Annotated in this window: 14 protein-coding genes; 5 read left to right on the top strand and 9 right to left on the bottom strand. The window is 41.5% G+C overall.

Translation table 11 applies throughout. From position 1 onward, the window contains the following. The first annotated feature begins 1 nt into the window (after position 1). Together rpsT and AX677_RS07675 are read left to right on the top strand one after the other, a co-directional pair. Positions 2–238, top strand: a complete 237-nt coding sequence (rpsT, locus tag AX677_RS07680; protein ID WP_002895661.1) for a 30S ribosomal protein S20 — start codon at positions 2–4, stop codon at positions 236–238. A gap of 57 nt (positions 239–295) precedes the next feature. After that, positions 296–817 carry a DNA topology modulation protein gene (locus AX677_RS07675; RefSeq protein WP_060976716.1) on the top strand — a complete coding sequence of 174 codons (522 nt, stop codon included), beginning with the start codon at positions 296–298 and terminating at the stop codon, positions 815–817. Between the two features lie 14 nt (positions 818–831). Here the strand turns inward: AX677_RS07675 and AX677_RS07670 are convergent, their stop codons facing one another. Next, positions 832–1,407 (bottom strand): TetR/AcrR family transcriptional regulator, encoded by a 576-nt coding sequence (locus AX677_RS07670; protein ID WP_060976715.1) that lies wholly within the window; start codon positions 1,405–1,407, stop codon positions 832–834. 134 nt (positions 1,408–1,541) lie between these two features. Here AX677_RS07670 and AX677_RS07665 point away from each other — a divergent pair, with 134 nt between their 5' ends. Together AX677_RS07665 and AX677_RS07660 are read left to right on the top strand one after the other, a co-directional pair. Next, on the top strand, positions 1,542–2,384 hold the full coding sequence (locus tag AX677_RS07665) for a DegV family protein (RefSeq protein WP_060976714.1): 843 nt from the start codon (positions 1,542–1,544) through the stop codon (positions 2,382–2,384). 103 nt (positions 2,385–2,487) lie between these two features. Continuing rightward, a complete protein-coding gene (locus AX677_RS07660) occupies positions 2,488–3,261 on the top strand; it encodes an XRE family transcriptional regulator (protein ID WP_002900492.1) in 774 nt (257 codons plus the stop codon). Positions 3,262–3,336: 75 nt separating this feature from the next. Here the strand turns inward: AX677_RS07660 and AX677_RS07655 are convergent, their stop codons facing one another. Both AX677_RS07655 and AX677_RS07650 read right to left on the bottom strand, forming a co-directional pair. Continuing rightward, on the bottom strand, positions 3,337–4,974 hold the full coding sequence (locus AX677_RS07655) for a hypothetical protein (protein ID WP_060976713.1): 1,638 nt from the start codon (positions 4,972–4,974) through the stop codon (positions 3,337–3,339). Beyond that, on the bottom strand, positions 4,964–5,707 hold the full coding sequence (locus tag AX677_RS07650) for an ABC transporter ATP-binding protein (RefSeq protein WP_060976712.1): 744 nt from the start codon (positions 5,705–5,707) through the stop codon (positions 4,964–4,966). The genes AX677_RS07655 and AX677_RS07650 overlap by 11 nt, the downstream gene beginning before the upstream one ends. Before the next feature lie 195 nt (positions 5,708–5,902). On the opposite strand from AX677_RS07650, the gene AX677_RS07645 reads away from it, so the two are divergent. Continuing rightward, the gene (locus AX677_RS07645) at positions 5,903–7,369 is read left to right on the top strand and encodes an alpha-amylase (protein ID WP_082730271.1); all 1,467 of its coding nucleotides are present in this window, start codon (positions 5,903–5,905) and stop codon (positions 7,367–7,369) included. Positions 7,370–7,455: 86 nt separating this feature from the next. On the opposite strand, the gene AX677_RS09355 is transcribed toward AX677_RS07645, so the two are convergent. From AX677_RS09355 to AX677_RS07615, 6 genes are all read right to left on the bottom strand, one after another. Further along, positions 7,456–8,385, bottom strand: coding sequence for a hypothetical protein (locus AX677_RS09355; protein WP_156446000.1), 930 nt, complete (start codon positions 8,383–8,385; stop codon positions 7,456–7,458). A 9-nt stretch (positions 8,386–8,394) separates the two neighbouring features. Continuing rightward, positions 8,395–9,432, bottom strand: a complete 1,038-nt coding sequence (locus AX677_RS07635; RefSeq protein ID WP_060976710.1) for a M42 family metallopeptidase — start codon at positions 9,430–9,432, stop codon at positions 8,395–8,397. Between the two features lie 87 nt (positions 9,433–9,519). Further along, the gene (locus AX677_RS07630; protein WP_060976709.1) at positions 9,520–10,665 is read right to left on the bottom strand and encodes an FtsX-like permease family protein; all 1,146 of its coding nucleotides are present in this window, start codon (positions 10,663–10,665) and stop codon (positions 9,520–9,522) included. A gap of 3 nt (positions 10,666–10,668) precedes the next feature. Next, positions 10,669–11,349 carry an ABC transporter ATP-binding protein gene (locus AX677_RS07625; protein ID WP_060976708.1) on the bottom strand — a complete coding sequence of 227 codons (681 nt, stop codon included), beginning with the start codon at positions 11,347–11,349 and terminating at the stop codon, positions 10,669–10,671. Continuing rightward, positions 11,342–11,923 carry a TetR/AcrR family transcriptional regulator gene (locus AX677_RS07620; RefSeq protein WP_060976707.1) on the bottom strand — a complete coding sequence of 194 codons (582 nt, stop codon included), beginning with the start codon at positions 11,921–11,923 and terminating at the stop codon, positions 11,342–11,344. Before AX677_RS07620 ends, AX677_RS07625 begins: the two co-directional genes overlap by 8 nt. A 130-nt stretch (positions 11,924–12,053) precedes the next feature. Continuing rightward, positions 12,054–17,405 (bottom strand): SIALI-17 repeat-containing surface protein (locus AX677_RS07615; protein WP_060976706.1); only part of this gene is annotated, 5,352 nt, incomplete at its 5' end.

The following is a 17,405-nucleotide window of genomic DNA, read 5'->3' as shown; positions in this document are numbered from 1 at the left end:
CTTGGCAAACATTAAATCAGCTATCAAACGCGCTGAATTGAACGTGAAACATAACGAAAAAAACTCAGCTCAAAAGTCAGCTATGCGTACTGCAATCAAAGCATTTGAAGCAAACCCATCTGAAGAACTTTTCCGTGCTGCTAGCTCAGCTATCGATAAAGCAGAAACAAAAGGTTTGATCCACAAAAACAAAGCAAGCCGCGATAAAGCACGTCTTTCAGCTAAACTTGCTAAATAATGCATACAAAGGGAGCTCTCAGGAGCTTTTTTTGTTTCTCACACAAAGGAGGTAGGGATGAAAATAGCAATTATCGGTTATTCCGGCTCTGGCAAATCCACTTTAGCAAGACAACTGTCCAACCACTACTCCATTCCCAAACTTCACATGGATAGATTGCAGTTCCAACCTGGCTGGAAGGATAGCGACCGTGATTGGATGAGTGAACAGATGGATAATTTTTTGTCAAAAAATACCGACTGGATTATTGATGGCAACTACTCTTGGTGTTTTTATGAACGTCGGATGGCAGAAGCCGACCAAATCATCTTTCTGAACTTCTCTCGCTGGAACTGCCTTTATCGAGCTTTCAAACGCTATTTAAAATATCACAATCGGACTAGAGAAAGCATGGCTCCAGGCTGCCCCGAAAAGTTTGATTGGGCGTTTATGTGCTGGGTTCTTTGGAATGGACGGCGTCAGACAGCACTGGAAAGATATAAGAGAATCCGTCAAACCTTTCCTCAGAAATTCTACGAATTAAGAAATCAAAAAGAACTAACCGACTTCTTACAGAACCTAAAAACAAGCGAGCCCTAATGACTCACTTGTTTTTATTTGATTTTCTTTTTCTGTGGGAAAAGAGGTAGGCCTAAAGAAGCTATTTTTTCAGCTGGAACCTTCATGCCGTCCTTAATCCACTTGGAAAGAACGGAAACAACTGCCGAACTCCAGAAGGAATTCATGTAAGAGTTAGTCATTTTCTTAGCATTGCGATTGCGCTTTTCCAAAAAGTCGAATACAGCCTGGGTCAGCAGCTTTTCAAAATTATAGTCAATGGCTAGACTGATAACCCGAGCCTCTTTCTTAGCTTCCTTAAAAAGAAAAAGCCAAATCTGGTACATCTCCGTTTTAAAGTTAAACTCTTCCAATTTATCCGTAATACCTTGAACAGTGTTTTTTAAAATCTCTTCCAGAATCTGCTCTTTAGAGCTATAATTGCGGTAAAATGCAGCGCGGGAAACCCCTGCTCGCTCAACCAGCTCTGAAATCGTGATTTTTTTGAGCTCTTTCTTCTCAAGCAACTGCATGAGAGAAATTTCCAGAGACTCTCTCGTGATTTGATTGGATTCCTGATTGTATTTCTTTAAATTCGCGAGTGATTTTTCCGATATTTTCTTTTCCGACATAACAATTTCTTCCCTCTTGTCTCAGCTGACAGTTTCCGCTTTCTAGTAAGCATTCTTCATGTTATAATTGTAAAAAAAGACAGGTTTTTTGTCAATTTTTTTATTGTACATACTTGACAAAAAAGGAGAAAAATATGACTTGGAAAATTATAGCTGACTCTGGCTGTGACTTTCGTGAAATGGCAAACTTGGCCAAAGACACCCAGTTTGAAAGTGTTCCCTTGACCATTCAAGTGGAAAATGAGATTTTTGTAGATGATAACCAGCTTGATATCAATCTTATGATGGAGAAGATGTATGCTTCTTCTGCTGCTTCAAAGTCTGCCTGCCCTAGTCCAGATGACTATCTCAAAAGCTTTGAGGGAGCCGACAAGATTTTTGTGGTGACTATCACTGGAACTCTCTCTGGCAGCAATAATAGTGCACAGGTTGCTAAGAAAATCTTTTTGGAAGAACATCCTGATGCCCAGATTCATGTCATTGATAGTCTTTCTGCTGGTGGAGAGGTGGACTTGCTTGTGACAAAACTCAATGAACTCATCCAGCAAGATCTCAGCTTTGATGAAGTTGTTGAAGTCATTAGTCGCTATCAAGAGAAAACCAAGCTTCTCTTCGTTCTGGCAAAGGTGGATAACTTGGTTAAAAACGGTAGACTGAGTAAACTTCTGGGAACAGTGGTAGGCTTGCTCAATATCCGTATGGTCGGTGAAGCTAGCCTGACTGGCACGCTAGAGCTTCTGCAAAAGGCACGCGGTCCAAAAAAGGCTCTTGCTTCTGCAATCGAAGAGCTACTCAAAGCTGGTTACAAGGGTGGCCGACTCATCATCGCTCACCGCAATAACGAAAAATTCTGCCAGCAATTTAGCCAACTGGTACAAGAAAAGTATCCCCAAGCTCAAATCGAAACGGTGCCGACTTCAGGTCTCTGCAGCTTCTATGCTGAGGAAGGCGGAATCTTAATGGGCTACGAAATTTAATACAGTATCTAAAAAGTAAAGGATTAGGCTCAAATAATTAACCTAATCCTTTACTTTTTCGATTTAATTCGCTATAATAAAACCAAGTAAAGGAGTTGATATTATGGCCAGAGGAAGAGGCGCCGCAAGCCCCCAAGATAAGGAAGCAAGTCTTCTCATTTCTAAAAAACTCAAAGAACTTCTCAAGGAAACAGGTAAAAAACAAGTTGAGCTATCTCGTGAAACAGGCATTCCCGCTAGTACACTGACTGGCTATATCAAAGGGACATCTCTGCCTATCGCAGCCAATCTAGAAAAGATTGCAAGATTTTTCGACGTAGAGGTTGAAGAAATCGACCCTCGTTACCGACTAATTGCAGATATCCCTCAACAATTTCCCGATTTAAATCGTATTTATCAGCAACTTGACCAAGACAGACAGGAGAAAGGATTAAAGCTACTAGAAGCCAGCCTGACTGAGCAAGAAACACAAGCTAGCTTAAAGGACGACTACTTCCCCTACTTGGTCTATGAAAATTACTATCTCTCTCAGCATAAGCCTGAACAAGCTGATTTAGTCTGGCTGGACAGAGAAATTGACTACGATATTGCCCTTTGGGTACGAACTGACTCGTTAGAGCCCAAGTATCCGAGAGATTCTGTAGCCCTAATCAAGCAGACTCATTTCGAACTTGCCGGCGCTATCTATGCTATTGACTATGACGGTCAAACCATTATAAAAAGAGTCTTCAACGATCCATCCGGTATTCGTCTAATTTCCCTTAATAAAAAATACAGTGATAAGTTTATCCCGCATGAGGAAGAACCTAAACTTATCGGTCGAGTTATGGCGACTTTCATGCCACTGGATGTAGAAAAAATAAAGAAAAACAAATAACAGTTCTGCAAATGTGCGGAGCTGTTATTTTTACAGTCAAAAAATCAGAAAGCCTTTCGACTTCCTGATGCTCTTTTAATAAAATACTGCTAATTCTTCATTCAGCTTCTTCATGTAGTGTTTGTGGACTATGTAAGACAACACAGCTAAACCTGCTAAAACTAGAGCGACTATCACATAAATTACCAAAGGCGCAAGAACATTGGATATAAAGAAGAGAAGAGTAATGACAATCATCATTCCTAAAATCAGAGCGATAGCTAGGAGAGTTTTCACCATACTATTATCTCGGCTCATCAATTCTGTGACATTGGACCAATTGGTCACCAGATGCTTATAGTCTCGGTAGTAACCCCAAGAACTCCACATTAGACTAATCAAGGCCCAAACAATCACCATGCCCAAGAAAGTGACTGGATGCATACCGGAAACAAGGCTGGTTATGAAAAGCAAGGTCAGAGGCAGGATAGACTGGACGGCAAAGAGTTGCCAAAACTTCAGATGAATATATTGCTTCAAATCAAAGGGGAGAACCTTGAGATAATCAAAATTTTCCCTTTCCAGAGAAATCCCAATAGCCGTGAGGTTGCTGCCGCCTGAGTTTAGTGTTGCAATCAAAACAGCCAGAGCCATCATTGGCAAGAGAAAGCGCGGTCCCAGATAAGAAGTCAAAGACAGGCCGCCTTGTATCATACCCATTCCCATACTGAAAATGACAATGTAAGGGAGAAAGGCCGACATAAAGATGGCCTGCATAATGACAGAGCCCTCACTCAAGAGCCTGATATTGTAATGCCAGACAAACTTTTTGAGATTTTTTGCTTCCGCAATATTGATGTCATGCACGCGCTCCCGCTTTCCTACTGAAGAGCCCGTCATCAGGGCTGCCTCATAAAACTCTGGAATCACCTTGGTCTTTACGATGAAAAATAGAAGAGCCGCGACTGCCACCCATCCCAAAAATCCCAGCAAGGAAGCTGTATGAAAAGGATGAAGAATAAAATCATAAAAAGCTTGAACTGGCGGGAAGAAAGCTTTAACCTCTGTACGATTTACAACGCTTCTGCTATTCATTTGATTAATCATAAAATAGAGGAAAAAGGAGCCGACGGAAACAAGAGCCAGAATGACATTGGACAGGATGGTCTTGTACTTTCTGAAAAAGGCTGTCTTGGTAATAAAGTGGACGGCAATCAAAATCAGAAAGGTGATGACCGAACTTAAAATCAGAATAGCAAGCAGAGCCAAGGGCAGGGCCAAGAAAGGATTGCCACCTTGAAAAGCCAGAACCAAGAAATAACTGAACATAGGCAGAATGGCAATCAGCAAGGTCAGAATAACTGAAATGCTTTTGCCGACGATGATTTCTGCTTCGCTAAAAGCGTAGGGACGGTAAGATTGCAAGTCCTTGCTTTCATAAAAGACATTGTAAAAAACCAGAAAGCCTTGAGACATAGAAAAGAGAGCAAAAGCGGAAACCAAATTGGCAAAGAGACCAGGATTGCCAACCAGTTGGTTCAGGGAGCCCATCAAACCGAAAAGAAAGAGATAGACCAGTCCTAAAATCAGATACATGCGGATGGCCTTCAGCGATACATTGACCTTGCGCTCAGGATTCTTAGCTTGCATCTTGCGGTACTGCTGCAGCTGAGACGGCTGAATGGCGTAGAGGATGTTGATATCAACGAGTTTTTTTATAGCTTTAATGCGCATCAGGACTCACCTCTTCTCTACGGCCTGCTAGACCAAGATAAATGGTTTCAAGAGACTGTTCTGGATGTTGGCCTTTTAGTTCTTCAATCGTTCCGTAGAAAATCAATTTCCCTTTTTTGAGAATGGCCACCTTATCACAGAGCTGCTCTGCAACTTCCAAGACGTGGGTTGAAAAGAGAACTGTATTTCCTTTATCTGCATGCTGGCGCATCATCTGCTTGAGGTCAAAAGCTGCCTGCGGATCAAGACCCGTCAGCGGCTCATCCAGCACCCAAATATCCGGGTCAGACAAAAGCGCAGCTATGACAAAAACTTTTTGCCGCATCCCATGAGAGAATGAATCAATGACCTCATACCGATGAGAGCCAAAGTCGAAAAGATGGAGCAGATTTCCCAATCGCTCTTCTACTTCAGCATTTGTCATATCGTAAGAAGTCGCTACCAGTTCCCAAAACTCATTGGCAGTTAGACGCAAAAATAGATCTGGTGAATCAGCTACATAGCCAATTTTTTTCTTGATTTCCAAGCGATTAGCGGATAATTCTTTCCCATCCACAAAAATCTGACCACTGCTAGGATTGATAACACTGACCAATGACTTAATGGTAGTAGATTTTCCGGCGCCATTGTGACCAATCAGACCGACGATTTCTCCGCTTTGCAAGGTCAGATTCAGCTGATTGAGAGCTACCGTTCCTTCATAAACTTTAGTGACATCTTTAAATTCAATCATAAGAGAGCTCCTTTACCGATTTCTATACAGATTAGTATACTCTTTTTGCGGCTTTTTGTCTCATCTAAAAATGTTTCATGTTCAATTTTAAAAAGATTTTTCAAGTTATAAAAGAGCTAAGTGTTTATGATAGTGAAAAACGCAAACGATTGCGACTTTCTGCTTCTTTTGGTACAATAAAGCCAATCAGTGAGAATGAAGAGGAAAATTTATATGGAAAACCAAACCTTAATGCAGTATTTTGAATGGTATCTGCCAGATGATGGTCAGCATTGGAATCGCTTAGCGGAAGATGCACCAAACTTAGCAGCGAAAGGAATTCGCAAGGTCTGGATGCCGCCAGCCTTCAAAGGAACAGGCTCTAATGACGTCGGCTATGGCGTTTATGACCTTTTTGATTTAGGAGAATTCGACCAAAAAGGAACTGTTCGTACTAAATATGGATTGAAAGAAGAATACCTCCGAGCGATTGAAGTACTTAGCCAGAACGGTATCGAAGCTATTGCAGATGTAGTCCTCAATCACAAGGCCGCAGCAGATTACAAAGAGCGTTTTACTGTTGTTGAAGTTGATCCTAACGACCGCACAAAGGTCTTGTCAGAACCTTTCGAGATCAAAGGATGGACTAAGTTTGTCTTCCCAGGCCGCAATAAAACATACAATGACTTCGAATGGCACTGGTATCACTTCACCGGCACTGACTATGATGCAAAAAACAACAAGTCAGGCATTTTCCTCATTCAAGGGGACAATAAAGGTTGGGCAGATGATGAGCTAGTAGACAATGAGAACGGCAACTACGACTATCTTATGTATGCGGATATTGATTTCAAGCACCCTGAAGTCATCCAAAATCTCTACGACTGGGCTCATTGGTTCATTGAAAGCACTGGCGTACATGGCTTTCGATTAGATGCTGTCAAGCACATTGATTCTTTCTTTATGAAAAATTTCATCCGCGATATTACTGAGAAATACGGCGATGATTTCTATGTCTTTGGGGAATTTTGGAATAGTGACGAGACAGCCAATAACGATTATCTAGAAAGCATTGACTACCGCTTTGACCTAGTTGATGTCAAGCTCCATCAGAATTTATTTGATGCCAGCAAATCAGGAGCAGACTATGACCTGCGAACTATTTTTGACCAGACACTTGCAAAGAATCATCCTGAATCAGCTGTGACCTTTGTAGACAATCACGATACTCAGAGAGGTCAGGCTTTGGAGTCTACCGTCGAAGAATGGTTCAAACCTGCAGCATATGCTCTTATACTTCTAAGAGAAGCCGGATTGCCCTGCGTCTTTTATGGAGACTACTATGGCATTAGCGGAGAATTTGCACAAGAGAGCTTTCAAGAGATACTGGATAAACTCCTAGACATCCGTCTCAATCTGGCTTATGGTGAGCAAACCGACTACTTCGACGATGCCAACTGTATCGGCTGGACCCGCCAAGGAAAGGACGATGGTCAGCCAATCGCTGTCCTTATCAGTAATGACCAAGCAGCCAGTAAATCTATGTTTGTCGGTCCAGAATGGGCAGGCAGAGAATTCAGTGACTATCTAGGCAATAGCTCCCAAATCGTAACCATTGACGATCAAGGCTCGGGAGAATTTCCTGTGGAGGAAAAATCAGTTAGTGTCTGGAGTGTCAGGTAATCAATACATTCAAAAGCGAGAAGGAAAAATATTTCCCTCTCGTTTTTGGATTACTTTGATTTTTTATGTATCATTATTTTCTTTTTTTACTTCTCTTTGTTGAAAAAGAATTTGTATTTTCTGAAGTAGTCTTTAAAACGTTTTTTATTTGATTTAGATTCTTGTAGTTCCCTATACTCTTCAATATAGATCGTAGAAATTTTACCTATCTCACTATCACCAAAAATTATAGATTTTAAAAAAGTAAGTGTAATCATAAAAAAGAGTATAATTACAAATACAATTATCGCACTAGATAAGTTATTCCACAGATAATATGTAGTAAAAGCATCTACTAAGGCAAACACCATAGTATAGACTATTATAAAGATTTCAAATTTGCTATCATCACTTTCATTAATAATTAATTCTGGAATTAGAAATATTAAAAAAATCATTAGACTTAACCACAATGCAAATGCTAAATGAATAGAAGACTCATTTATCTCAGAGGACTTAAATCCAATAGTATATAAAGAGAATAGCAAAAACAATTGAAATACCAATGTTAGATACTGTAAAAAATAAAACCATATCTTTGATGGGCTAATCGGTGAGACAGCTTGTTCCAATCTTACATCTAATATTCGCTTTGAAATTTGGATACGATAAGCTAGTTCTTTTAAATCATCAATTGTTATTTCTTGAGAATTAATTTTCCCCTCTATTTGATTTAATTGGTTCCATATATGCCCGTCATCTTTTATCCACTGATATTTCCCAAACGTTTTAATTTCACGCCCGTACGGATTTATTCTCTGAGAGATTTTAAATAGTATTGTTTTTAACTCTGGATTAGCTTCCCCACCTTCTATAAGCTCATTTGAAAAATTTTCTAACTTTTGAAAATCATTTTGTTTATTTTCGTAAACATACTTTTGATATTCTTCTTTTTTCTTTTGAAAATATCTATATAATCCTGATACTATAGCTGTTATTATAATTGGGGTAATTAGCTGTTCCAATAAATCATTCATATCTTTCTCCTATTTTACCAAGCCACTCCTTAGATATGCATCCACCATGCGCTCTGTCGCTTCAACCGAGTCAATATGAGTCCGCTCATAAGAGTGGCTGGATTCGATACCTGCACCTAGCAGGGCATGCTTGACTTCTGCTCCTGCACTCATGGCTGCAGAGGCGTCTGACCCGTAAAATGGATAGATGTCCAGCTTGTAAGGAATGTCCTGCTCCTTGGCCAAATTTACCAAATGCTGGCGGAAGCCATAATGATAAGGTCCTGATGCATCCTTGACACAGATAGAAACCGTATACTCATCTGTCTGCTGGTCGTCACCCATAGCCCCCATATCAACCGCCAAATACTCTACCGCTTGCTCAGGAAGGCTGGAGTTGGCCCCATGACCAACCTCTTCAAAGACACTGAAAGCAAAATGAGTCGTCACTGGTAGCTGAACATTTTCCTCTTTATAAATGCGCAAAAGATTGAGCAAAATAGCTGCGCTGACCTTGTCATCTAGAAAGCGAGACTTGATAAAGCCTGACTCGGTAACTGTGGTACGAGGATCAAAAGAAATAAAATCGCCAACTTCAATTCCTAAATCACGTGTTTCTTTCTCACTTGTCACCTGTTCATCCAAACGAACTTCCATATTGTCCTGAGTACGCTCAACCGTCCCAGCATCCTTGTAGACATGACAAGAAGTCTGGTGAACCAAAATAGTCCCACTGATAGTCTTACCGCTACTTGCCACATGAACCAGACAGTTTTCTCCTTCAATCATGTTCCAAGGGAAACCGCCAATCCGATCCAGCTTAAGACGACCATCAGACTTAATAGCCCGAACAATAGCCCCCAGTGTATCCACATGAGCAGTCACTACCCGATGCTGGGAATCATTTTCACCCTTAACCACAACATGGACGCCACCTTTATTTGTCCGGACAGGCTCATATCCTAATCCTTCCAAAGTTTTTACCAGATAGTCAGCCACCTCGGCTGTGAAGCCTGTTGGGGAAGGAATCGCCGTTAATTCTTGTAAATATTGAACAGTTTGATTCATTTTAATCTCCTCATATTTTTTTATCATTATAGCACAAAAATAGCTTTTACAGATGGGTTTATCAGTGTAAAAGCTAGATTATTTATATTATTCAGCTAGCATGACTTCTTTTAAGGTCAAGCCTTCAATAGTTTTGACATAGTAGGCAAGGAGCAATTCATATAAGATTACAAAGACTAAGAAGGCGATTAAGCAAAGCTGAACATCAAATGAATAATCGGGCACACCCTGAACATTCTTTACAATGACTTTGAGTAGTATCTTCATCAGGGCATACTGATATACCGTCCCTAAGACAAAACCAAGGTAAGCAACCACTCGATAACGAGCAAAAATAACGCGACAACATTCTTTTTTGCTATAGCCAAAAGCCTTCATAAAAGCCAAACTAGCTTTGTTTTCTTGGACGACAGTTCCTAGACAAAGGAGCAAAATAGAAATTGACAAAAGAACGCCTATTCCTATCATCATAACTTGAATCGTCCCATCTATAAAGTCTTTCATTCCTAGGGAAAGCTGCATCATGGCTGCAAAAGAAAATGCTGCAAAGACGACAAAGAAAATCAATAATTTCCTTTTATAAAAATGAACAGCCCCCAACTCTTTCAAAAAAAGTTTATTTGCTTTAGTTTTGCGATGTTTTTGCTTTACTTGTGCCAACTCTAATCTCTTCAGCAAATAAAGGCTTGGCTGCTTCAATTTTATCAAAGCATAGCCAATTCCTAATAAGGCAAATAGAAAAGTCGGCAAGATGACCATAGCGAGGAACAATTGCCAATGAAAATGAATTTCAATAGTGGGCAAGAAACCTTTTTGATTGCGCAAATCATAAAAGTCCTTCATAAAGAAGAATGAAGAAGCAAACCCGAGCAAAGATCCTATAAAAACAGAGCAACTAAAAATCCAGAAATGCTTGGCTAATTCAAAATTTTGATAGCCTAAGGCTTTGAGAATCCCTAACTCTTCCTTATGATCATCAATAAACTGCTTGATATAAAAGAATAAGAGAAGAACAGCTAAGAGAGAAAGCACTCCTCCACTAACCAAGGAGACAAATTTAGCAATGAGAACTTGAGCATCGTAATAAGCCTTGGCTGGTAGAGATAATGTCTCAACCTCAATGGATTGAAGATCAAAGTAAAAATTGATAAATAAAGTCGAGACCAAAACTGCACAAAAGCTGATAATGGAGACAACAGATAATTTCCGTAAATCTTTGATACTGATTACCATAATCTACCACCCAATCTCTTCCACGCTCTTTGGCTCTTCATTAACCACGATGTCCTGAATTTGTCCACTATTCACCCTCACCACAGTATTTGCCAGCTTGGCAATATGCTCATTATGAGTAACCATCACTAGGGTAAATCCAAGCTCTTTTTTCATTTGTGCAATGTAGGAGAGAATCTGGCGACCTGTCGCCTCATCAAGAGCTCCTGTAGGCTCATCAAGGAAAAGTACCTTTGGCTTCTTAGCCAAGGCTCTGGCAATCGCTACGCGTTGTTGCTCTCCACCCGATAGTTCACTAGGGTATTGATGGAGTTTTTCTTTTAAACCCATGGCCTCGATGATTGGAAGGTAATCCTGATTCTTTGCAAGATGGGCTCCCATTTTAACGTTCTGCTCTACCGTCAACTCTTGCAATAAATAATATTGCTGGAAAATAAAAGCGATGTTATCTTTGCGAAATTTTGTCAGTTGATTTTCACTCAAAGACGCAATATTTGCCCCATCATATAAAACTTCACCCTGATCTGGTTTTTCAAGGCCAGAAAGAATGTTTAGTAAGGTTGACTTACCCGATCCAGAAGCTCCCAAAATCACCAAATAATCTTGCTCTTCAATCCCTAAGTCGATACCTTTTAAAACCTCATTGGCTCCGTAGGACTTTCTTACTCCCTTTAGTTCAATCATGATTTCCTCCTAATAGTTCCTTTATAAGTGCTGTGAATACTTGTGTCAGCATGGCAGTTAGTTCTGCGGGTGAAAAGCGATAGATTCCTGCAGCAGTCATACTGGCAATTCCATGCGAATAAATAAATAGATGCTGATAAAGTTGCTCAGATAGCTGTCTTGAAAGTCCATATTCCTCTTGAATGGACAAAATCATTTTTTCATAACTATAATCTTTGATTGGTAAGAACTCAGAAAACTGATGAATAGCACGTTCGGACTCATTCATAAAAATCAGTTGGAAAAGCTGTGGCTCCTCAGCAGCAAATCGGATATAAGCGATCCCAACAGCCCGAAAGGCTTTTTCTTCCTGCAAGGCGATTTCAACTTGTCTGACAAAGGTTTCCTCAGCAGCAATAACAATGGCCTTGTTAAGCTCTTCCATGCTATCAAAGAGACCAAAAATAACCTTAGGTGAAGACTTCAATCTAGCAGCAACTGCTCGAGCTGTAACAGCCGACTTCCCCTCTTCTCGAACAAGATCTATACAAGCTTCAATAATTTCTTCTTTGGTGAATTTATTTTTTGGAGGCATTGATATCCCTTTCCGATACATTTGTTGCGCAACATCTGTTTCTTTAAAATATTTAACCATATCCTAATTCAAAAATCAAGGAAAAAGTAAAAAAATACTAGCTAAGTTTCCTTAGCTAGTATTAAAATGCTTACTTATTAAAGATTGACTGTCTGAAGTCATCTGTCTCACGAATATAAGCATTGTAAATCTTCTTCTTGAGCAGGTTGACCCAGCTAGCATCAACACGGCTGGTAGCATTAGTAATGTTGCGTACATCCTCTGCCACTGCTTCGTCCATTAGCTTCTGCATCTCTTCATAAGAGCGAATGGTTACTTTCTTGGTACTGCTTGGGTTTCTGAGCTCGTACTCAATGGTGATTGGTTTAAGCTTGGTCAGCTGATCAATCCGCTCCTTATACATAGCTTTCTTGAAGGCTACCCAGGAGTCATATTCACCCTTGAATACATTTTCCAAGACTTTCTGGTCAGTTACGAGACCAACATCTCTTCCGGACCATCCATCCCACGTTTTCTTACCTTCATCAAAGGCTTCCTTAGAGTACTTACCAGAAACATAAGGGATAAATCCTTCATGGTAACCCTTGGCTGCCAGTAACTCGTAGGCCGTGCGGCGGAACATGACATCACCCGGCGCTCCATTTGGATTGCTCAAGGCTGAGTAGATTGGTGAGAAGAGGCTGAGACTGAGGTAGCCATTTCGGCCATATTTCCCACTATCCTTGTTCTCCCGACGAGTGATAACATCATTTTCAATCAGGGAGTTAAAGGTCTTCAGCTGCTTGATTTCCTCAGCAGTAAAGCTTCGCGTCTGGTTACCAGCATGAGTCTCCTTACCATACTTATCTGTAACATAGTAATTCTCCATCTTCCTGAACCACTGGAGCTTAGCGTCATCGCTCTGCTTAAGCATAGAGGTACCTTCTAGGTAATCTAGGGTGTAGATCATGTCAAACATACCATGGACATAGTGCTGCAGGTCTTCTGCATTTTGAACGCGTTCCTTGAAGTTATATGTGTGTAGGCGCGTCTTAGAGTCCTTGTCCACCTTGAAGAGGGTATTGAGTGTAATGGTTGCCTCATCTGCACTTGGAGTGGACTGCAAGAGTCCGCGAGCATAGAGCTCAGCTCCCAGACCTTCGCGGCGGCCATTGCCCTCAAAGTAGATGCCACCGTCAGAGTTATGGGTCATCTCATGCGTGTAGACAGAGTTACCATAGTCTTCTAACAAGCGAGCAGCATCAAAATGGGTTACGCTTCCAGTAGCATAGGCATTGTAGCCCTTACTTGGATACCACTTACCAGCTGGTCCGAAGAACTCCTGCATAGCCAATGATTTTTTATCATTAGCTGGAGCCCAATATCTTTTACCATCCTTGTCAACCAATGAGAATCCATCGTAAACCAGAACAGAACGGAAGAGCTTGTCCTTGCTTTCATCGCTTAGAATCTTATACCAGAAGTCATAGTGATCGCGCTGGTATTCAGCTGTTTTTCTCACTCGGTCTTCGACATATTCAGCTAGCTCTGCATCTGTCCGAACCCTGCCATTGGCATCAAGGCGATAGCGATCATAAGCCCCCATAGAGATGGTAGACATATTGGAGATAGCATAGACGCCCTTCTCAGTCATGGTCAAGAGCGGCAGGAGCATGCCCTTATGTTCCCAATTATCGGCAGTAATCTTATCATAAACGCCGACAGAATACTTACTCTTGCCCTCAGCTGCATCCTGAAGCTGTCTCGCTTCTGCTACATCCGACTTAGCCTCAACGATGTAGGCTTTTGTATTGGTCTTGAGCCATTCATTATTGCTCTTGTCCGGCAGGAAGAGCTGACGATAGCCTTCCAGGTAGTTAAAGAGCCCTCGCTTACCAGTCGCTTCAGAGAGCGAGGTATCATAAGCCATATAGTTATTCTTGGCTTTAAGATTATTAAAGCCTGACTTACCAAGTGAAATGATGGTATCCAGCGTTGAAGCATTATGATTTCCAAAGAAATCAAACTTATAGGCAGACAAATCCTTGACATTGATATTGTCATAGTTGATATTATACCAGCGGTTGAGATAGGTCAGACCAAGCAGGAAGGCTTCCTTATTGGCTGTAATCTTCTGAGCTACATAGTCAGCCACGACATCGCCTTCAGTATTGATGGACTTGTCCATAGCCAGAACCTTGCGTAACTCTTCTGACAGCTTGGTCTTGACTTGGTCAAAGGCAGTGTCCAGATAGAGATCATCCAGAGATGTGTCAGCATTTACGCCTAAAACAGTTCGCATAGCCGGTGAGTCAAGGACAACCTTGTTCAACTCTGGCAGCACTTGATTGAGAACTCTGCTATAGTCTGACAGGAAAGCTTCCGGAGTATAAAGAAGGTCTAAGCCATTTACACTATACTCTGCAATTGCCTTATATTTGAAATCTCCTTTATAGGTCAGATCCAGATAGTCAACCGTATTATCCTCAAAGTGCAGCATCAGACGGTTAATTCCGGTCTTATTGCTATTGATATCAGTGATAATCTGGTCGCCCTTCATCGGAACAACATCCAGCAAGTACTCTGTATTGAGCTTGTGATTATCTGGAAGTTTATTTCCATAAGCAACGATGGTCTCCTTATTGTAGAATGGAAGGAGTTTTTCCATGTTAGCATAAGCTATCAGACGATCTTCTCGGGCATTCTTTTCCTGAGCATAGTTGACAGAATAAATATTGAGATTCGTGTCTTCTAGCGTGGTCGTAATGTCTAAACTAGCTAGCTTCTCTTCTGCCTCGTTCAGAGTCAGTGTTGAAGTGACAAACTTGTCATTTTCCAGTGTTTTATTTCCTTCAACGGCATAAGCTTCTGTGATACGGTTGTTCTCATATCCCTGATCGCCAGAAATACTGTAAACATTTGTACCGCTGACGTTGCTGATGACATTATCAATCAAGCCATTGAAGTAATTGGAACCTACTACGCCGCCAATCTGACCGTTCTTAGTAGAGTTTTGAATCTTTCCAGCTACATAAGAGCGGCTGATGCGGGCATTGTTTTCTAAACGGCCGACTAAACCGCCAAAGCGTTGGTTGTTGGCTCTAGCACCTGCTAGAATGGTCACATCTGCCCTGCTCTGGCTAATCAAGGAGTTTCCTCCCTTAAGATTAGCAACCAAACCACCGACATTGTATTCCTTGCCCTGCTTATCATTTGACACGATAGTTCCAGTAAAGGAGCTATTGGTAATTTGGGTATTGTTAGCAATAACTACCAAACCTGCTACCTGTGAAGCATTTTCTTTTACTTCTACTCTACCTTGGACTGAAACATCTGTGATTCGAGCATTTTCTGCATTGCGAGCTAGGGCAGCTGAGTCGTAAGTACCGACAATATTGACCTCTTTCAAATCCAGATTAGAAATAGAGGAACCACTCTTGAGGTTTTCAAATAAAGGCTTGGCTAGATTATAAATAGCGTACTGCTTGCCATTATGGTTACCTGTCAGACTGCCTGTGAAGTTCCCTTTGAGGTAGACATAGTCCGCAGGTGCCAGACTAACTTCGCTAGCATCCAAATCTGCTCCCAGAACATAGTTGCCAGCCATATTTTGCTTCATAGCGTCTACCAAACCAGCAAAGCTAGTGTAGACATTTTGCTGGCTAGGAACTGCCTTACTGATATAGAAATCATAGCCAGACTTATAGCCTGTCTCACCTTCTTGGACCAGCTCAGGCAGAGAGACCGTCACCTTATAGACATCCCTGCCATCCTTATGACTTTCCGCTATGCTGTGAACCGGCAGGAGCATTTCCTTAGATTCACTTGATTTGACTTTGACGAAGTAGGTAGACAGATCCGTAGGCATAGAGTTCATGGACACGACGCGCTTAAACTGGTCGTTTTCTTTTCTGTAAAACTCGGCCGAATCAATATCTCGGAAGGCAATCTTCTTGTATTCTAATTCAAAATTGCGGCTGTCTGTTTCAAGGTCTGTGAAGCTGCCATTATCCAGTTCATAAGTCAGCTTGGTTTTCAGGGTATAGCCTGTATAGTAGTCTAAGTCGCCAATCTTCAGACTTCCTGCGAAATTGGTAATCGGAAGAGTGCGGACAAGCTGATCACCCTGGTACAATTCAGCAGTCGCTGAACGGAAGGACTGGGTCTGGTCTTCTAATCTATATTGGACTGTAACCGACTTATCGTCCGCATTTTCTGTCAAACTTAGAATAGAAACTGCCGGCTTGACTTTAGGCACTCCATTTAGAGCTTCTTTGGCTGCTGTCAGGCTAGCAAATGCTTGGTTGACCTGCACTTGTGTTGCAGTTTGATTATTCAGAACTCCTTCTGCCTTGGTCAATTCGTCAGTATAAGCTGTCTGCTTATCTGAATCTGCATTTTTATATTTAGCACTTGTTTTAACAATTGGATTTAAATCGTACTCGTTTTGAAGAGCCGTTTTGACAACCTCAAGACCACTTAACTGAGCCTTGGCTTGATTGATTTGTCCCACCAGTTGGTTAACTTCTGCTTGGCTAGCATGTGATTGACTTAGAATCGCTTGCCCCGCCGTCAAAGCAGTATCATAACTAGATTGATGGCTCTGACTATCGTTGAAATAACGTGCCTGAGCTTTAATCTGATCTGCTTCTGCTAATAGATTGTGCAGTGGAATTAAATCGAATTCTTCTAAAGCTTCTGCTTTTGGCGCATCGTTCGGTACCATATGCGGCTTAGCTGTTCCGACTTTGACAACTTGCGTCACTGGAGCGAGAGTCTCCTCATTCGATAACTCCTGGCGGTCAACTTCTTGACCATTGGAGCTGTAAACACGATTCTTGATGGTCCGCTCGCCTTGAACTCCCGGTGTTGCGATTTGGCGAGCATCTCGAACAAGTTCGTCCGTTTCTTCTTCTCGAATTGTGAAGTTGATTTTCTCCACTCGAGTTTCGTCGGTGTAAGTCAGTGGGTACTCTGGCAAAGTGTCTGCTTTCGGTGCATCGTTCGGTACTATGTTCGGCTTAGATGTACCAACTTTGACGACTTGCGTTACTGGAGCTAGAGTTTCCTCATTGGACAACTCTTGGCGGTCAATTTCTTGACCATTGGAACTATAGACACGAGTCTTGATTGTTCGCTCACCCTGGACTCCTGGAGTTGCGATTTGACGGTTGCCTTCTGGAATTTCGTCTGTATACTGTTCTTCGGTGGAAAAATCTATTTTTTCCCTTCTTATTTCATTCGCCGTAGTCAGTTCTAATTCTGGTACTTCATGCACTGGTGCCGTGTCTGGAGTAGTGCCGTAATTAGTTGATTCTGGTACTTCATGCACTGGTGCTGTGTCTGGAGTAGTGCCGTAGTTAGTTGATTCTGGTACTTCATGCACTGGTGCTGTGTCTGGAGTAGTACCGTAGTTAGTTGATTCTGGTACTTCATGCACCGGTGCCGTGTCTGGAGTAGTGCCGTAGTTAGTTGCTTCTAGTACTTCATGTACCGGTGCCGT

The organism is Streptococcus sp. CCH8-C6 (assembly GCF_001557225.1).
GTDB lineage: Bacteria > Bacillota > Bacilli > Lactobacillales > Streptococcaceae > Streptococcus > Streptococcus sanguinis_C.
The sequence above is the reverse complement of the archived record's forward strand: the minus strand, read 5'-3'. Positions and strand labels throughout refer to the sequence as shown.

Coding starts and splice junctions, on each gene's coding strand:
- AX677_RS07670 (WP_060976715.1), bottom strand. CDS start 1,407: ATGTCGGAAAAGAAAATATCGGAAAAATCACTCGCGAATTTAAAGAAA.
- AX677_RS07660 (WP_002900492.1), top strand. CDS start 2,488: ATGGCCAGAGGAAGAGGCGCCGCAAGCCCCCAAGATAAGGAAGCAAGT.
- AX677_RS07655 (WP_060976713.1), bottom strand. CDS start 4,974: ATGCGCATTAAAGCTATAAAAAAACTCGTTGATATCAACATCCTCTAC.
- AX677_RS07630 (WP_060976709.1), bottom strand. CDS start 10,665: ATGGTAATCAGTATCAAAGATTTACGGAAATTATCTGTTGTCTCCATT.
- AX677_RS07625 (WP_060976708.1), bottom strand. CDS start 11,349: ATGATTGAACTAAAGGGAGTAAGAAAGTCCTACGGAGCCAATGAGGTT.
- AX677_RS07635 (WP_060976710.1), bottom strand. CDS start 9,432: ATGAATCAAACTGTTCAATATTTACAAGAATTAACGGCGATTCCTTCC.
- AX677_RS07645 (WP_082730271.1), top strand. CDS start 5,903: ATGAAGAGGAAAATTTATATGGAAAACCAAACCTTAATGCAGTATTTT.
- AX677_RS07665 (WP_060976714.1), top strand. CDS start 1,542: ATGACTTGGAAAATTATAGCTGACTCTGGCTGTGACTTTCGTGAAATG.
- AX677_RS07675 (WP_060976716.1), top strand. CDS start 296: ATGAAAATAGCAATTATCGGTTATTCCGGCTCTGGCAAATCCACTTTA.
- AX677_RS07650 (WP_060976712.1), bottom strand. CDS start 5,707: ATGATTGAATTTAAAGATGTCACTAAAGTTTATGAAGGAACGGTAGCT.
- AX677_RS07620 (WP_060976707.1), bottom strand. CDS start 11,923: ATGCCTCCAAAAAATAAATTCACCAAAGAAGAAATTATTGAAGCTTGT.
- AX677_RS09355 (WP_156446000.1), bottom strand. CDS start 8,385: ATGAATGATTTATTGGAACAGCTAATTACCCCAATTATAATAACAGCT.